Genomic DNA, 16,088 nt, shown 5'->3' on the forward strand with positions numbered 1-16,088 from the left:
GTAGGGAGAAATTATGGTTGCGGTAAGAAGTGCGCATTTGAATACGGCGGGCGAATTTGTACCGGATGCATGGATTGCGTCGTTAGGGATTGCCAGCAAGCAATCGTGTGACCGTTTAGCCGAAACCTGGCGCTATTGCGAACAACGAACTCAGAATCATCCGGATGCTATGCTGCTGCTGTGGCGTGGTATCGAGATGGTCGAAATCCTGTCTACATTGAGTATGGATAATGACAGTATGCGCGCCGCCATGCTGTTTCCGTTGGCCAATGCCAACGTGGTGGATGAAGAAGTACTCAGAGAAGAATTCGGTGCGAATATTGTCAATCTGGTGCATGGCGTGCGTGATATGGATGCTATCCGCCAACTGAAAGCCACGCAGAATGATTCGATGGCCTCAGAGCAGGTGGATAATATCCGCCGTATGTTGCTGGCCATGGTGGAGGATTTCCGTTGCGTCGTGATCAAGCTGGCAGAGCGGATCGCACATCTGCGTGAAGTGAAAGATGCGCCAGAAGAAGAGAGAGTACTGGCCGCCAAAGAGTGTACCAATATCTATGCGCCACTCGCGAACCGGCTGGGTATTGGTCAACTTAAATGGGAATTGGAAGATTTCTGTTTCCGTTACCTGCATCCGGATGAATACAAACGGATTGCCAAGCTGTTACATGAGCGGCGTATTGACCGTGAACAGTACATTGATGATTTCGTTAAAACATTGCGTGCAGAAATGGCGAAGGAAGATGTGAAGGCTGACATATATGGCCGTCCCAAGCATATCTACAGTATCTGGCGCAAGATGCAAAAGAAATCGCTGTCGTTCGATGAGCTGTTTGATGTCCGCGCCGTGCGTATCGTGGTTGAGCGTTTGCAGGATTGTTATGCGGCGTTGGGGATTGTTCACACTCACTATCGCCATCTGCCGGATGAATTTGATGACTATGTAGCCAACCCGAAACCGAATGGTTATCAATCTATTCATACTGTGGTGTTGGGGCCTGGCGGTAAAACGCTGGAAATACAGATTCGTACCCGGCAGATGCACGAAGATGCCGAACTGGGCGTGGCGGCGCACTGGAAGTATAAAGAAGGTGCTTCGGTCGTCGGTCGTGCCGGCTATGAAGGCCGTATTGCCTGGTTACGCAAACTGCTGGCCTGGCAGGAAGAAATGGCTGATTCGGATGAAATGCTGGACGAAGTTCGTAGTCAGGTGTTTGACGATCGGGTTTATGTGTTTACCCCGAAAGGGGACGTAATGGATCTGCCTATCGGCTCAACCCCGCTGGATTTTGCCTACCATATTCACAGCGACATTGGTCACCGTTGCATTGGCGCCAAGGTCGGCGGACGTATTGTGCCGTTTACCTACCAGTTACAGATGGGTGACCAGATCGAAGTCATTACCCAAAAACAGCCTAATCCCAGCCGTGACTGGCTGAATCCTAATCTGGGTTATGTCACCACCAGTCGTGGTCGTTCCAAAATTCATAACTGGTTCCGTAAACAGGATCGCGATAAGAATATTCTGGCGGGCAAACAAATCCTGGATGACGAGCTGGGTAATCTGAACATCAGTCTGAAGATGGCGGAGAAGCTGTTGCTGCCCCGCTATAACATTAATTCCATGGATGAGTTGCTGGCGGGCATTGGCGGTGGGGATATCCGTCTCAACCAGATGGTAAATTTCCTGCAATCCAAGGTGAATCAGCCCAGTGCGGAAGAGCAGGATCGCGAGGCGTTGCGTCAGTTGACACAAAAGCCACAGCCATCCATCCAGCGCAATAACAAAGATAATGGACGAGTGGTGGTGGAAGGGGTTGGTAACCTGATGCACCATATTGCTCGTTGCTGCCAGCCGATACCCGGCGATGATATTGTGGGGTTCATTACCCGCGGGCGGGGGATTTCCATTCATCGGGCGGATTGTGAGCAACTGGATGATCTGCGTGTCCATGCGCCGGAACGAATTGTGGAAGCCGTGTGGGGAGAAAGTTATTCCAGCGGTTATTCATTAGTGGTACGCGTTACTGCTAATGATCGTAGCGGATTACTGCGTGATATCACCACTATCCTGGCCAACGAAAAGGTTAATGTGCTTGGGGTTTCCAGTCGTAGTGATGTGAAGCAGCAGGTCGCCACTATTGATATGGAGATAGAAATCTACAACCTTCAGGTGCTGGGGCGCGTATTGGCGAAGCTGAATCAGCTACCAGACGTTATTGACGCCCGTCGTCAGCAAGGAGCCTGAGGTGAATCCAGCCACGAATGTTTGTCGGACTTTGTGCATGACACCTTCCCGTCCTTTTCTTTTCAGGAGAGGGTATTTTTGCCTTCTCTCTCCTGAAAAGGGGGACTGGTCGGGGTTAAGCATGTCGATTTGCCATCATACTCTCGACGCTTATCAACTCTGCTTTCCTTCTCATCGGAAAAACTCATCGGAAAAATCAGGACAGAACAATGCCTTCATCCACAGAACGTCTGCTTGACATCATGAAAAAACTGCGCGATCCCGCAAAGGGTTGCCCCTGGGATCGTGAGCAGACGTTTGACACCATTGCTCCTTATACGCTGGAAGAAACGTACGAAGTTTTGGACGCCATCAGCCGTAAAGATTTTGATGATTTGCGCAGTGAACTGGGCGACCTGTTATTTCAGGTCGTGTTTTACGCGCAGATGGCACAAGAGCAAGGGTTGTTTGATTTTTCTGACGTGTGTGATGCCATTAGCGATAAGCTGGAACGCCGTCACCCGCATATTTTTGCTGATGCTTGTCTGCCAGACAGTAAGGCCGTGCTGGCCAATTGGGAACAGACCAAGTCGCAGGAACGTGCCGAAAAAGATCGTCATTCGCAGTTGGATGACATCCCTGAATCGTTTCCGGCACTGATGAGAGCGCAAAAGATACAGCAGCGCTGTGCCGCTGTCGGTTTTGACTGGACCAGCCTGGGACCCGTACTTGACAAGCTCTATGAAGAAATAGACGAAGTCATGTTTGAGGCAAAGCAGGCGGTGATTGATGAAGATAAACTGGAAGAAGAAATTGGCGATATGCTGTTTGCTGCCGTGAATTTTTCCCGTCATCTCGGACATAAAGCGGAAATTGCGCTGCAAAAGGCGAATCATAAATTCAGCCGACGCTTCCGTCAGGTAGAACAACTCATTAGTACTAAAGGAAAAACGCTCTCTGACGCGAGTCTGGACGAAATGGAAGTAGCCTGGCAGCAAGTGAAAGAGACTGAAAAAAAAAGGTAAGTCCTTTTCCTCTGAGATAATGCCTGTTTAAGGACCTTTTTTCCGCTATCTACATGATTATTAAATAACTTGTTATGGTTGCTTTTTGGAGTTAGCGCCCGTTCACCAAGAAGATGGCTACGTCACAATTGGCAAAACGAACATTTGTGACGTTCATCAGGTTCGGGTATACTACTTTCCCGTCTTGGTCTTTCTATCGTCCTTAAACCTAAACTCTCAGGTTCAGCATGACAACTAATTATATTTTTGTGACCGGCGGGGTCGTTTCCTCTCTGGGTAAAGGCATTGCCGCAGCCTCTCTCGCGGCTATTCTCGAAGCCCGTGGCCTCAACGTTACCATCATGAAACTGGACCCGTATATCAATGTGGATCCGGGTACGATGAGTCCAACGCAGCATGGTGAAGTGTTTGTTACCGAAGATGGCGCAGAAACCGATCTTGATCTGGGTCATTATGAGCGCTTTATCCGTACTAAAATGACGCGCCGTAACAACTTCACCACCGGACGTATCTATTCCGATGTTTTGCGTAAAGAGCGTCGAGGCGACTATCTGGGGGCGACCATTCAGGTTATTCCTCACATCACTAACGCGATTAAAGAGCGCATCATTGAAGGCGGTGAAGGCCATGATGTTGTGCTGGTGGAAATCGGCGGTACGGTGGGTGACATCGAATCCCTGCCATTCCTGGAAGCTATTCGCCAGATGGCAGCGGAAGTAGGGCGTGAGCACACGCTGTTTATGCACCTGACGCTAGTGCCTTATCTGGCGGCGGCTGGTGAAGTGAAAACCAAACCTACCCAACATTCCGTTAAAGAGCTGCTGTCTATCGGTATTCAGCCCGATGTGCTGATTTGCCGTTCTGATCGTACCGTGCCGGCTAATGAGCGCGCAAAAATTGCGTTGTTCTGCAACGTACCGGAAAAAGCGGTTATCTCTCTGAAGGATCTTGATTCCATTTATAAAATCCCGGCGCTATTGAAATCACAGGGCCTGGACGATTATATTTGTAAACGATTCAGCTTGGACTGTGAGGAAGCTGATCTGTCAGAATGGGAACAGGTCATTTATGCAGAAGCGAATCCTGGCGGCGAAGTGACGATTGGTATGGTCGGTAAGTATGTTGAACTACCGGATGCCTATAAGTCAGTAATTGAAGCATTGAAACATGGTGGTTTGAAGAACCGCCTGACGGTGAATATCAAGCTTATTGATTCACAGGACGTTGAAACCCGTGGTGTCGGCGTGCTGAAAGGTTTAGATGCGATTCTGATTCCGGGTGGCTTTGGCTATCGTGGTATCGAAGGCAAAATCATGGCGGCAGGTTATGCCCGTGAAAATCAGATTCCCTATTTAGGCATTTGCCTGGGGTTGCAGGTCGCATTAATTGAATTTGCCCGTAATGTTGCCGGTATGGATGGGGCAAACTCAACAGAGTTTGTACCAGACTGCAAGTATCCGGTTGTCGCGTTGATTACCGAGTGGCGTGACGAAGATGGTAACATCGAAGTCCGCAGCGAGAAGAGCGATCTGGGCGGTACTATGCGTGTAGGCGGACAGCAATGCCATCTGGCTGAAGGAAGCCTGGTACGCCAGCTTTATGGTGAGCCGACGATCATTGAACGCCATCGTCACCGTTATGAAGTGAACAATATGTTGTTGAAACCGCTTGAAGCGGCGGGATTGCGTGTTGCCGGTCTTTCCTCCGATCGCAAGCTGGTGGAAATTATTGAAATTCCTGATCATCCGTGGTTTGTCGCGTGTCAGTTTCATCCGGAATTTACGTCAACTCCCCGTGATGGACACCCCTTGTTTGCTGGCTTTGTAAAAGCCGCAGGGGCGTATCAGAAGCGTTTGGTGAAATGAATTTTGTCAGCAATGCGCGAGTCTGTGATCGCGCGTTGTCTGTCTGAGGTTTTAGTTTAACTTGTACTGAGGAAAATCTAATGTCCAAAATTGTTAAAGTCATTGGCCGTGAAATCATCGACTCACGCGGAAATCCGACTGTTGAGGCTGAAGTTCACCTGGAAGGTGGTTTCGTTGGTCTGGCTGCGGCGCCGTCAGGTGCTTCTACCGGTTCCCGCGAAGCTCTGGAACTGCGTGATGGCGATAAATCCCGTTTCCTGGGCAAAGGTGTTACCAAAGCGGTTGCTGCTGTTAATGGTCCGCTTGCTCAAGCTGTCTTGGGAAAAGATGCCAAAGACCAGGCTAACATCGATAAGATCATGATCGATCTGGATGGCACTGAAAACAAATCCAACTTTGGTGCCAATGCCATACTGGCGGTTTCTCTGGCCAGCGCTAAAGCGGCGGCGGCTTCCAAAGGTATGCCGCTGTATGAACATATTGCCGAACTGAACGGTACCCCAGGCAAATTTTCTATGCCATTGCCGATGATGAACATCATCAACGGTGGCGAACACGCGGATAATAACGTTGATATCCAGGAGTTCATGATTCAGCCGGTTGGCGCGAAAACCGTGAAAGAAGCGATCCGTATCGGTTCTGAAGTATTCCATAACCTGGCAAAAGTCCTGAAAGCTAAAGGTATGAATACCGCTGTGGGTGATGAAGGTGGTTATGCACCAAACCTGGAATCCAACTCGGCTGCATTGGCTGCTATCAAAGAAGCGGTAGAAAAAGCCGGTTACGTGCTGGGTAAAGACATCACGCTGGCCATGGACTGCGCGGCTTCCGAATTCTACAACAAAGAAACGGGTAACTACGAGCTGAAAGGCGAAGGTAAAACCTTTACTTCTCAGGAATTCACTCACTATCTGGAAGGCCTGACCAACGAATACCCGATCGTGTCTATTGAAGATGGTCTGGATGAGTCCGACTGGGATGGTTTTGCTTACCAGACCAAAGTGCTGGGTGACAAAATCCAGCTGGTGGGTGACGATCTGTTCGTGACCAATACCAAGATCCTGAAGGAAGGCATCGAAAAAGGTATCGTCAACTCCATCCTGATTAAATTCAATCAGATTGGTTCTCTGACCGAAACCATGGCGGCTATCAAAATGGCGAAAGATGCTGGCTACACCGCTATCATTTCTCACCGTTCTGGCGAAACTGAAGATGCTACCATCGCCGACCTGGCGGTAGGTACGGCGGCTGGCCAGATCAAGACCGGTTCCATGAGCCGTTCTGACCGTGTTGCCAAATACAACCAGCTGATTCGTATCGAAGAAGCACTGGGTGCCCGCGCACCGTTTAATGGTCTGAAAGAAGTGAAAGGCCAGGCGTAATTATTGCGTCTTCCGCGGAGCGGTATTGCTGGTAGTATGCGGTAAAAACGTTCTGCGTTACGTAACAGAAAAACCAGAGGTGCAAAGCACCTCTGGTTTTTTTTGTCATCACTTCTCTGTTTTCCAGACCACGATATCTCCTAAGCCACAATGTTTCTCGGTGCGCTAACTGCACTGACGAGCAACTCTTTTTCTCTCCTGCGTTATCGGCCTTGATGCCACAAGTCTTTCTCGTGGTGGCGTGGCAATAACCCCTCATTTCCTGTGATCGTCATAAACAAACTGTGGGTTTTATTTTGTTAAAATTGCTTTTTATAAAAACTTTGAACCCGATCAAGATGTTCTTCTTCAGGTTGCCAGTGCATAGCCCGACATGGCAAAAGCACAAAGGTCTTCAGTATGGTCGGGTGCTACGTTAGGGCAATGACAGCGAAATATTGGTCTGTCCTGAAACCGTCATAAAAAACGATTGGAGAAGAATGGCGATGAAGATATGTAAAATTAATACCTCGATGAAGTTGGTTGCTGCGGCCTTACTCTTCTCACTCAGTCACGGTGTTTACGCAGCAACCGTACTTAAGCTGGCCTATGCGGAAAATAGTGAACCAGTAAAACAAGCGCTGCAATACATCGGTCAAAGTGTTGAACAAAAAACGCATGGTGAGGTGCAAATTCAGTATTTCCCCGACAGCCAGCTCGGTGGTGAGCGTGAACTGGTTGAAATGACGCAGGTCGGTGCGATTGACCTGACCAAGGTTTCATCGGGTTTATTGGAAAGTTTCTCTCCGCTTTATGGGGTGTTCTCTTTACCCTATCTATTTAAGAATCAAGAAGAATTTTACAAGGTGATGGACGATCCCGACATCATGGATCCGGTTTATCAATCTACTGAAACACAGGGTTTCATTGGCATGGGGTGGTATGACTCTGGTGCGCGCAGTTTCTATATGAGCAAAGGACCGGTCAAAAGTATTGATGATCTGAAAGGGAAAAAGATTCGGGTCATGCAGAGTGAAACGTCCATCAACACAATGAAACTGCTCGGCGCTTCCCCTATCGCCATGAGTCAGGCAGAAGTCTATACCTCATTGCAGCAAGGTATCATTGATGGTGCGGAGAATAATGAATTTGCCCTCACTATCGCCCGCCACGGAGAAGTGGCCAAGTATTACACCTACGACATGCATACCCGCATTCCTGACATTGTGATCATGAGTAGTTTGACCAAAACCAAGTTAACACCGGCTCAAATGAAAGCGTTACAGGAATCGATTCACGAATCGGTTGAGGTTGAGAAGAAAGCGTGGAAGGAAGAGATGGATAAAACCCGTGATCTGGCCAAATCCCAGTTTGGTGTGCAGTTCTTCAACATCGACTATGCCCCGTTTAAAAAGGCGGTCCAGCCGATCTATGAAAAACTGAAAAGCAAGCCACAGGTTTATGCGCTGTACCAAAAAATCAGCCAAGTGAGTCAATAGGTTTTGTTGTGGAGAAAGGGTTTCCTTTCTCCCATTTGGCATGATGTTGAGGGTTTTATGAACATAATTAGAAAATGGCTGGACAGAGTCATAGAAGTCTTCTGTTGCAGTTTACTGATCGTGATGGTTTTGGTTGCCTGCTGGCAGGTTATCAGTCGCTATATATTCAATGCACCCAGCATTTTCTCAGAAGAATTTCTCCGTTTCTCCCTGGTTTGGCTGTCCGTCATTGGTTTAGCCTATGTTGCAGGTAAACGTGAACACATTAGTTTAACGCTGTTCCTGGATAAGTGCCCGCCACGCCTGACCGCTTACTGGAACATGGTTATTCAGGTGGTGTTTATCCTATTTTCGATTTACATCCTGATCATTGGCGGCTGGCATGTTTCGCTGAACGCCATGATGCAGATTTCTCCAGTCTTGCAGATTTCGATGGGTAAAGTGTATTACTCCCTCCCGCTTTCAGGTGTCCTCACCATTGTTTACTGCGTGCTGAATATTGTCGATATGAGCAGGGAGGCGCGGAACCACAATAAGAAATCGAACCCGAAGCAAGGTCATACATTAGCGGGAGGCCATCATGATTGATCCTGTTATCGCCGCCAGCATGTTGGTGGGTATTTTTATCTTGTTACTGGCTTTGGGCGCCCCCATTGGTTTGTGTATCGTGATTGCTTCCGGCGCGACTATCATGTTGGTGCTGCCGTTTAATATCGCGATGTTCACCACGGCGCAAAAAATGTTTTCCAGCCTGGACAGTTTTGCACTGCTGGCGGTCCCGTTTTTCATTCTGTCCGGGGTCATCATGAATAATGGTGGTATAGCCTCCCGTTTGGTGAATTTTGCAAAACTCTTCACTGGCCGCATTCCCGGTTCACTCTCTTACACTAATATCGCCGGGAATATGATGTTTGGTGCGGTCTCCGGCTCAGCGATTGCGGCATCAACCTCCATTGGCGGTGTACTGGTGCCGATGAGTGCTAAAGAGGGATACAGCCGTAGTTTTGCTTCCGCAGTCAATATTGCTTCAGCACCAACGGGCATGCTGATTCCGCCCACTACCGCCTTCATCCTGTATGCACTGGCCAGTGGTGGAACCTCTATCGCTGCACTGTTTGCGGGGGGGCTGGTGGCAGGGGTTTTATGGGGAATCAGTTGTATGGTAGTGGCTTATATCGTTGCCAAGCGTAACAACTATACTAACTTCTTTGCTCTGCAAAAGGGGATGGCCTGGAAAGTTACACGTGATGCGCTCCCGAGTATGCTGCTGGTGGTCATTATTGTCGGTGGTATCGTCCAGGGCATCTTCACTGCCATCGAAGCCTCTGCGGTAGCCGTAATCTATACCGCCTATCTGACACTGTTCTTGTATAAAACGCTGTCCTGGAAGGATATCCCAAGGATCCTCATCCAGACCTTTATTATGACGGGCGTCATCATGTTCTTGTTGGCAACGTCTTCCGCGATGTCGTTTGCCATGTCGATGACTGGCATTCCAGGTGCCCTTAGCAAACTGATCCTGGGTATCTCACAAAGCCCGAAAATAATCTTGCTGGTAGTGACACTCTTCCTGCTGGTTGTGGGTGCGTTTATGGATATTGGCCCGGCAATTTTGATTTTCACTCCCATTCTGCTGCCAATAATGGTGAGAATCGGCGTCGATCCAGTGCATTTTGGGATTCTGATGGTTTACAACCTGGCGATTGGCACTATCACACCGCCTGTCGGTAGTGGACTGTATGTTGGGGCCAGTGTCGGACAAGTCAAAGTGGAAGATCTGATTAAGCCATTAATCCCTTTCTACATTGCCATCATCGCTGTGCTGATGCTTATCACCTATTTACCTGAATTAACGCTATTTTTGCCAAAAATGCTTGGTGTGATGTAATCGAATTCGAGGAACGCTATGAACGTCTTTCCTGTAAAACACAGTCCGCTACTGTGCCAGCCTGCATACTTTATTTCACGTGATGGTCTGAAAGCGCTGATTTGTCGTATTACCAATAATCTGATCAATATCGAGGACAAAACCGGGGAGTTTTTGCTACGACTGGATGATGGGCGTGTCATTGATACCAAAGGCTGGGCTGGCTGGGAATGGACGCATGGCATCGGGTTGTATGGTATTTATCAATATTACCGCCAGACTGGTGATGAACAGATGCGGACCATCATTGATGACTGGTTTACCGCTCGTTTGAAGGAAGGCACGCCGACCAAGAACGTCAATACCGTTTGCCCGTTTCTGACGTTGGCCTATCGCTATGAAGAAACCGGTGACAGCCGTTGGCTACCTTACCTTGAGCGTTGGGCTGAGTGGGTGATGTACGACATGCCGCGCACCCATAAAAACGGCCTGCAACATATCGTGTATAACAGTGAAAATACCGATCAACTGTGGGACGATACGCTGATGATGAGTGTGTTGCCGCTGGCCAAAATCGGTAAATTGCTTAACCGCCCTGAATTCGTTGAGGAAGCGACTTATCAGTTCCTATTGCATGTGCAGTATTTGATGGATCGCCAGAGCGGGTTATGGTTCCACGGCTGGACATTCGCGGATAGTCACAATTTTGCCGAGGCGCGCTGGGCACGTGGTAACAGTTGGCTGACGATTGTCATCCCGGAATTTATCGAGCTGCTTGATCTGCCAGCACACAATGCAACCCGTCGTTTTCTGATTCAGGTACTGGAAAACCAGGTTGAGGCGCTGGAGAAATATCAGGATGACAGCGGCCTGTGGCACACCTTGTTGGATGACCCGAATTCCTATCTGGAGAGCTCCGCTACCGCCGGGTTTGCCTACGGTATTCTGAAGGCGGTACGTAAGCGTTACATTGATAAACGCTACTCTGTCGTGGCTGAAAAGGCGATTCGTGGTGTGGTGAACAATATAAATAGTGACGGTGAGCTGCTACAGGTGTCTTTCGGCACCGCGATGGGCAAGGACCTGGACTATTACCGCCAGATTCCGCTGACTTCCATGCCATATGGCCAGGCGATGGCGATTTTGTGTCTGTCTGAATATTTGCGTGTGTATTTATAATTGGGCTCATGGCTTATCCTGTACGGGCTTTCGTGGTTGGAAGCCCTTTTTTTTATGATTGTTACCCGCTATCGGTGATAATGCGGATTTAGCCAGAAGGAATGATGAAACACGATGCTGTACCCGATTAACGAAATGTTCCAGACCCTGCAGGGTGAAGGTTACTTTACTGGCGTGCCGGCGGTGTTCATCCGCCTACAGGGCTGCCCGGTGGGGTGCAGTTGGTGTGATACCAAACATACCTGGGATATGTTGGCGGTTCGACAGATTCCGCTGGACGAAGTATTGGTAAAAACCCAGGAGAGTGACGCCTGGGGCGAAGCCAGCGTGGATGATATCCTGCTACAGATCAGTAAACTGGGCTATACCGCTCGGCATGTGGTGATTACCGGCGGAGAACCCTGTATCCACGATCTGACACCGCTGACACAAGCGTTGGAGCGGCAGGGATTCAGCACACAGATTGAAACCAGCGGCACACACGAAGTGCGCTGTTCGCCGAAATGTTGGGTCACCGTCTCGCCGAAAGTGAATATGCGCGGTGGTATGGTGGTTATCGATCAGGCGTTGCTGCGTGCCGATGAAATCAAACACCCAGTCGCGCGGGAGCGGGATATCGCCGCACTGGATATACTGCTGGCCCGCCTGACTGACGATAAATCCCGTATTGTCGCCTTGCAGCCTATTAGTCGGAAAGAGGATGCTACCCGGCTGTGCATTGAAACCTGTATTGCCCGCAACTGGCGGTTATCGATGCAGACCCACAAATATCTCGATATTGCCTGATGCCCGGATTCAGGCGTTATTGATGCCTTCACCCCGATAGATACAGCCCGCAGTGCAGGTTTCTTTAACCATGACTGCACTCAGTTCCGGCAGTGATGGTTTTATCTGCTGCCAGATCCATTGGGCCAATACTTCACTGGTCGGGTTTTCCAGACCGGGAATCTCATTCAGATAGTGGTGATCCAACTGTTCCCAGACTGGTTTAAACGCTGCTTTCAGTTCGGCGAAATCCATTACCCAGCCGGTATACGCGCCGACTTCGCCAGTAATTTCCAGTCGGACTATAAATGAGTGTCCATGCAGGCGGCCGCATTTGTGTCCGGCAGGAACATGGGGAAGACGATGTGCAGCTTCAAACTGAAAATCTTTGAACAGTGTGGTTGGCATGGCGGTAAATCTCTTATGGCCTGAAAAACCGACGCATACTACCGGAAAGTTGTCTGTTGTGCTATTTCTCACCAGTAAGTAAGCATGAATAGTGATTTTCACTGCTTAATTGTGAACATAGAGGCATATTTTCTGTAGCTAAAGTATGAATGAGATATTTTGCTATGAATGCGCCATACCACTTTTGATGGTAGTTTCTATCAAAAAAACCATTTAGTCGTTTTGGTTATTTGATATGTCCATCATTTCTTTAATTGTTACCATGCGGATGGTTACCTTATACCCTATTCGATTTTTATCGCGCTCAATCTGCATGAGTGCCGGCCGACCAGAACAAGGATACAGATATCACGATGACAACTTCGGTTTCCCCGACTTCGTTGCTCCCGTTGAGTACGGAGCAACTTTCGCGCTTGCAGGCGGCAACTGGTGATTTATCACCGATGCAACTGTCCTGGTTGTCCGGTTATTTTTGGGGGATAGCGCAGCATCAATCCGGAGTGACAACAACGGATATCACGAACAGTGTGACTGTTGCTTCCGCGCCACCACAGATAATCACGCTGATTTCAGCTTCTCAGACAGGTAATGCCCGACGCGTGGCCGAGCAGGTGCGCGATGATTTATTGGCCGCCAACCTGCCGGTGACGCTGGTCAATGCTGGTGATTACAAATTCAAACAGATTGCGCAGGAAACGCTGCTGCTGCTGGTAACGTCTACCCAGGGTGAAGGCGAACCGCCGGAAGAGGCGGTAGGGTTGTATAAATTTTTGTTTTCGAAAAAGGCTCCCCAACTTACCGGTACGGCGTTTGCAGTATTCGGTCTGGGCGATACGTCTTATGAATTTTTCAGCAAGGCTGGCAAAGATTTCGACCGCCGTTTGGCGGAACTGGGTGCCGAGCGTTTGTTGGAGCGTGTTGATGCGGATATGGAATATCAGCCGCAGGCGGAGCAGTGGCGTCGCCAGTTGGTGGACACGATTCAGCCTCGATTGTCGGCTCAGAGCAGGGCAACCGCGCCGACGGCAGTCAGTTCAACGGCTAACACTATTGTCAGCAGCCCATATACCAAGGAGGCACCGCTGGTGGCCTCTTTGTCGGTGAATCAAGTCATTACTGGGCGCGCTTCTGAAAAGGATATCCGCCATATCGAAATCGATTTGGGGGAATCCGGGTTGCGTTATCAGCCTGGTGATGCCCTCGGTGTCTGGTATGAAAATGATCCGGCGCTGGTGCAGGAATTATTGGATTTACTGTGGTTGAAGGGTGACGAACCCGTGGTGGCGGCGGGGGAAACCGTGCCGTTATCGCAAGCGTTGCGTTGTCATTTTGAATTGACCCAGAACACGGCACCGATTGTGGAAAAATATGCCGCCTGGTCACGCAGTGAAAAACTGCTGGGGCTGGTGGCGGAAAAGGCCGTGCTACAACGGTACGCACAGCAGACGCCTCTGGTTGATATGGTACGCGAAGCCCCGACAGAATTAACGGCAGAGCAGTTAATAGCGTTACTGCGTCCATTAACGCCACGCCTGTACTCCATCGCTTCTTCACAGGAAGAGGTCGGCAATGAAGCACATATCACCGTTGGGGTAGTTCGTTATGATTATGAAGGGCGTAACCGCATCGGTGGCGCTTCTGGTTATCTGGCAGATCGGCTCGGTGAAGATGACGAAATTCGTGTTTTCATTGAGCACAATGACAATTTCCGTCTGCCAACCAATCCGGAGGCACCCGTTATCATGATCGGCCCCGGAACCGGAATTGCACCGTTTCGAGCCTTTATGCAACAACGGGAAGCCGCGGGTGCCGAGGGTAAAAACTGGCTGTTTTTTGGTAACCCGCACTTTACCGAAGATTTCCTGTATCAGGTGGAGTGGCAACGCTATGTGAAAGATGGCTTGCTGACCGATGTCGATCTAGCCTGGTCACGCGATCAGCCGCACAAGATCTATGTGCAGGACCGGATCCGCGAAAAAGGCGCTGAAGTGTGGCGCTGGATTCAGGATGGTGCACATATTTACGTTTGTGGCGATGCTAATCATATGGCGAAAGATGTCGAAAGGGCATTATTGGATGTGGTGGCGGCACACGGTGGCATGGATACCGAGCTGGCAGATGAATTTTTAAGTGAACTGCGCCTTGAGCGGCGTTATCAGCGAGATGTGTACTAATGAGCGATAAACATCCTGGCCCTCTGGTGGTAGAAGGTAAACTGGCTGATGCCGAACGTCTGAAGCTGGAAAGTAATTTTCTGCGCGGCACCATAGCTGAAGATTTGAACGACGGCCTGACTGGCGGTTTCAACGGCGATAATTTTTTGCTGATCCGTTTTCATGGTATGTATCAGCAGGATGACCGTGATATCCGCGCCGAGCGGGCTGAACAGAAACTGGAACCACGGCATGCCATGATGCTGCGTTGCCGTCTACCCGGTGGGGTAATGACGCCTGATCAGTGGCTGGGCATTGATAAATTTGCTGCGGAAGAGACGCTGTACGGCAGTATTCGTATCACTAACCGGCAGACGTTTCAGTTTCACGGTATTCTGAAATCGAAGTTGAAATCGGCTCACCAGGTATTACACGATGTGGGGCTGGATTCACTGGCTACCGCCAATGATGTTAACCGTAACGTATTGTGTACCTCTAATCCGGTAGAGTCTGAACTGCACCAGCAGGCTTATGAATGGGCGAAAAAGATCTCAGAGCATCTGTTACCCCGTACTCGCGCCTATGCTGAAATTTGGCTCGATCAGGAAAAAGTAGCCACTACGGACGAAGAACCGATTCTCGGTCCGGCTTATTTGCCGCGTAAATTTAAAACCACGGTAGTCATTCCACCACAGAATGATGTAGATCTGCATGCTAACGACCTGAACTTCGTTGCTATTGCCGACAATGGTCGCCTGGTGGGCTTTAACGTACTGGTGGGCGGGGGATTATCCATCGCTCACGGTGATAAAGCGACCTATCCGCGTACCGCCAGCGAACTGGGTTACATCCCAGTGGAGCAGACGTTGGCGGTGGCTGAAGCTGTGGTAACCACTCAACGTGACTGGGGCAATCGCACCAATCGTAAAAACGCCAAAACCAAATACACTCTGGAGCGGGTTGGCGTAGATATTTTCAAACAAGAAGTAGAGCGTCGGTCGGGTGTAACGTTCGGAACGGTACGTCCGTATGAATTCACCGGGCGTGGTGATCGTATCGGCTGGGCAAAAGGTATTGACAATAAATGGCATTTAACACTGTTTATTGAGAATGGCCGCATCCTGGATTATCCGGGACGTCCGCTGAAAACCGGTATCGCCGAGATTGCCAAAATTCATAAGGGAGATTTTCGTCTGACAGCCAATCAGAATCTGATTGTGGCCGGTGTATTGTCACGGGATAAGGCCAGCATTGAAACATTAGCCCGGCAATATGGGCTGATGGATGATGCGATCAGTGAGCAGCGTAAGAATTCAATGGCGTGCGTGTCGCTGCCAACCTGTCCGCTGGCGATGGCAGAAGCTGAACGTTTTCTTCCGGAGTTTGTCACTAAAGTGGAAGCGGTGATGCAGCAACACGGTGTGGCTGATGAACATATCGTTTTGCGGGTAACTGGCTGCCCCAATGGCTGTGGTCGTTCCTTACTGGCGGAAATCGGGCTGGTGGGTAAAGCGATTGGCCGTTATAACCTGCATATTGGTGGGAATCGGGAAGGTACGCGAATTCCACGTATGTATCGGGAGAATATTACCGAAGCGGAAATCCTCAGTGATATTGATCAATTGGTTGGCCGTTGGGCCAAAGAGCGTCATGACGGGGAAGGCTTCGGCGATTTCACGATCCGCGCCAACATTATTAAACCGGTGCTGGACCCAGCCCGTGATTTTTATGACTGACAG

The 16,088-nt window shown here is 49.6% G+C and carries 12 protein-coding genes; 11 read left to right on the forward strand and 1 reads right to left on the reverse strand.

Annotated features, from left to right (window positions below; genetic code table 11):
* Positions 1–13 precede the first annotated feature (13 nt).
* The 9 genes from relA to queE all read left to right on the forward strand — a co-directional run bounded on the left by relA (position 14) and on the right by queE (position 11,809).
* A complete protein-coding gene (relA, locus tag CWC46_RS07250; protein WP_021017536.1) occupies positions 14–2,248 on the forward strand; it encodes a GTP diphosphokinase in 2,235 nt (744 codons plus the stop codon).
* 209 nt (positions 2,249–2,457) lie between these two features.
* Positions 2,458–3,252: a nucleoside triphosphate pyrophosphohydrolase gene (mazG, locus tag CWC46_RS07255; RefSeq protein ID WP_021017535.1), complete on the forward strand. Its 795-nt coding sequence runs from the start codon at positions 2,458–2,460 to the stop codon at positions 3,250–3,252.
* 227 nt (positions 3,253–3,479) lie between these two features.
* On the forward strand, positions 3,480–5,117 hold the full coding sequence (gene pyrG, locus CWC46_RS07260) for a glutamine hydrolyzing CTP synthase (protein WP_021017534.1): 1,638 nt from the start codon (positions 3,480–3,482) through the stop codon (positions 5,115–5,117).
* Between the two features lie 80 nt (positions 5,118–5,197).
* Complete coding sequence (gene eno / locus CWC46_RS07265) at positions 5,198–6,499, forward strand: phosphopyruvate hydratase (RefSeq protein WP_021017533.1); 1,302 nt, start codon at positions 5,198–5,200, stop codon at positions 6,497–6,499.
* A gap of 485 nt (positions 6,500–6,984) precedes the next feature.
* Positions 6,985–7,977, forward strand: a complete 993-nt coding sequence (locus CWC46_RS07270; protein WP_021017532.1) for a TRAP transporter substrate-binding protein — start codon at positions 6,985–6,987, stop codon at positions 7,975–7,977.
* Between the two features lie 57 nt (positions 7,978–8,034).
* Positions 8,035–8,565 carry a TRAP transporter small permease gene (locus tag CWC46_RS07275; protein ID WP_021017531.1) on the forward strand — a complete coding sequence of 177 codons (531 nt, stop codon included), beginning with the start codon at positions 8,035–8,037 and terminating at the stop codon, positions 8,563–8,565.
* Positions 8,558–9,865, forward strand: a complete 1,308-nt coding sequence (locus CWC46_RS07280) for a TRAP transporter large permease (RefSeq protein ID WP_021017530.1) — start codon at positions 8,558–8,560, stop codon at positions 9,863–9,865. Before CWC46_RS07275 ends, CWC46_RS07280 begins: the two co-directional genes overlap by 8 nt.
* A gap of 18 nt (positions 9,866–9,883) precedes the next feature.
* Positions 9,884–11,023, forward strand: coding sequence for a beta-galactosidase BglB (gene bglB / locus CWC46_RS07285; protein WP_021017529.1), 1,140 nt, complete (start codon positions 9,884–9,886; stop codon positions 11,021–11,023).
* A gap of 114 nt (positions 11,024–11,137) precedes the next feature.
* Positions 11,138–11,809: a 7-carboxy-7-deazaguanine synthase QueE gene (gene queE / locus CWC46_RS07290; protein WP_021017528.1), complete on the forward strand. Its 672-nt coding sequence runs from the start codon at positions 11,138–11,140 to the stop codon at positions 11,807–11,809.
* Between the two features lie 9 nt (positions 11,810–11,818).
* On the opposite strand, the gene queD is transcribed toward queE, so the two are convergent.
* Complete coding sequence (gene queD, locus CWC46_RS07295; RefSeq protein ID WP_021017527.1) at positions 11,819–12,196, reverse strand: 6-carboxytetrahydropterin synthase QueD; 378 nt, start codon at positions 12,194–12,196, stop codon at positions 11,819–11,821.
* Between the two features lie 353 nt (positions 12,197–12,549).
* Between queD and cysJ the strand changes: the two genes are divergently transcribed.
* Entirely contained in the window at positions 12,550–14,370 is a 1,821-nt protein-coding gene (gene cysJ / locus CWC46_RS07300) for an NADPH-dependent assimilatory sulfite reductase flavoprotein subunit (protein WP_021017526.1), read from the forward strand.
* The gene (gene cysI, locus CWC46_RS07305; RefSeq protein WP_021017525.1) at positions 14,370–16,085 is read left to right on the forward strand and encodes an assimilatory sulfite reductase (NADPH) hemoprotein subunit; all 1,716 of its coding nucleotides are present in this window, start codon (positions 14,370–14,372) and stop codon (positions 16,083–16,085) included. Before cysJ ends, cysI begins: the two co-directional genes overlap by 1 nt.
* The last annotated feature ends 3 nt before the right edge of the window (positions 16,086–16,088 follow it).

Source organism: Prodigiosinella confusarubida, assembly GCF_002847015.1.
Taxonomy (GTDB): domain Bacteria; phylum Pseudomonadota; class Gammaproteobacteria; order Enterobacterales; family Enterobacteriaceae; genus Prodigiosinella; species Prodigiosinella aquatilis.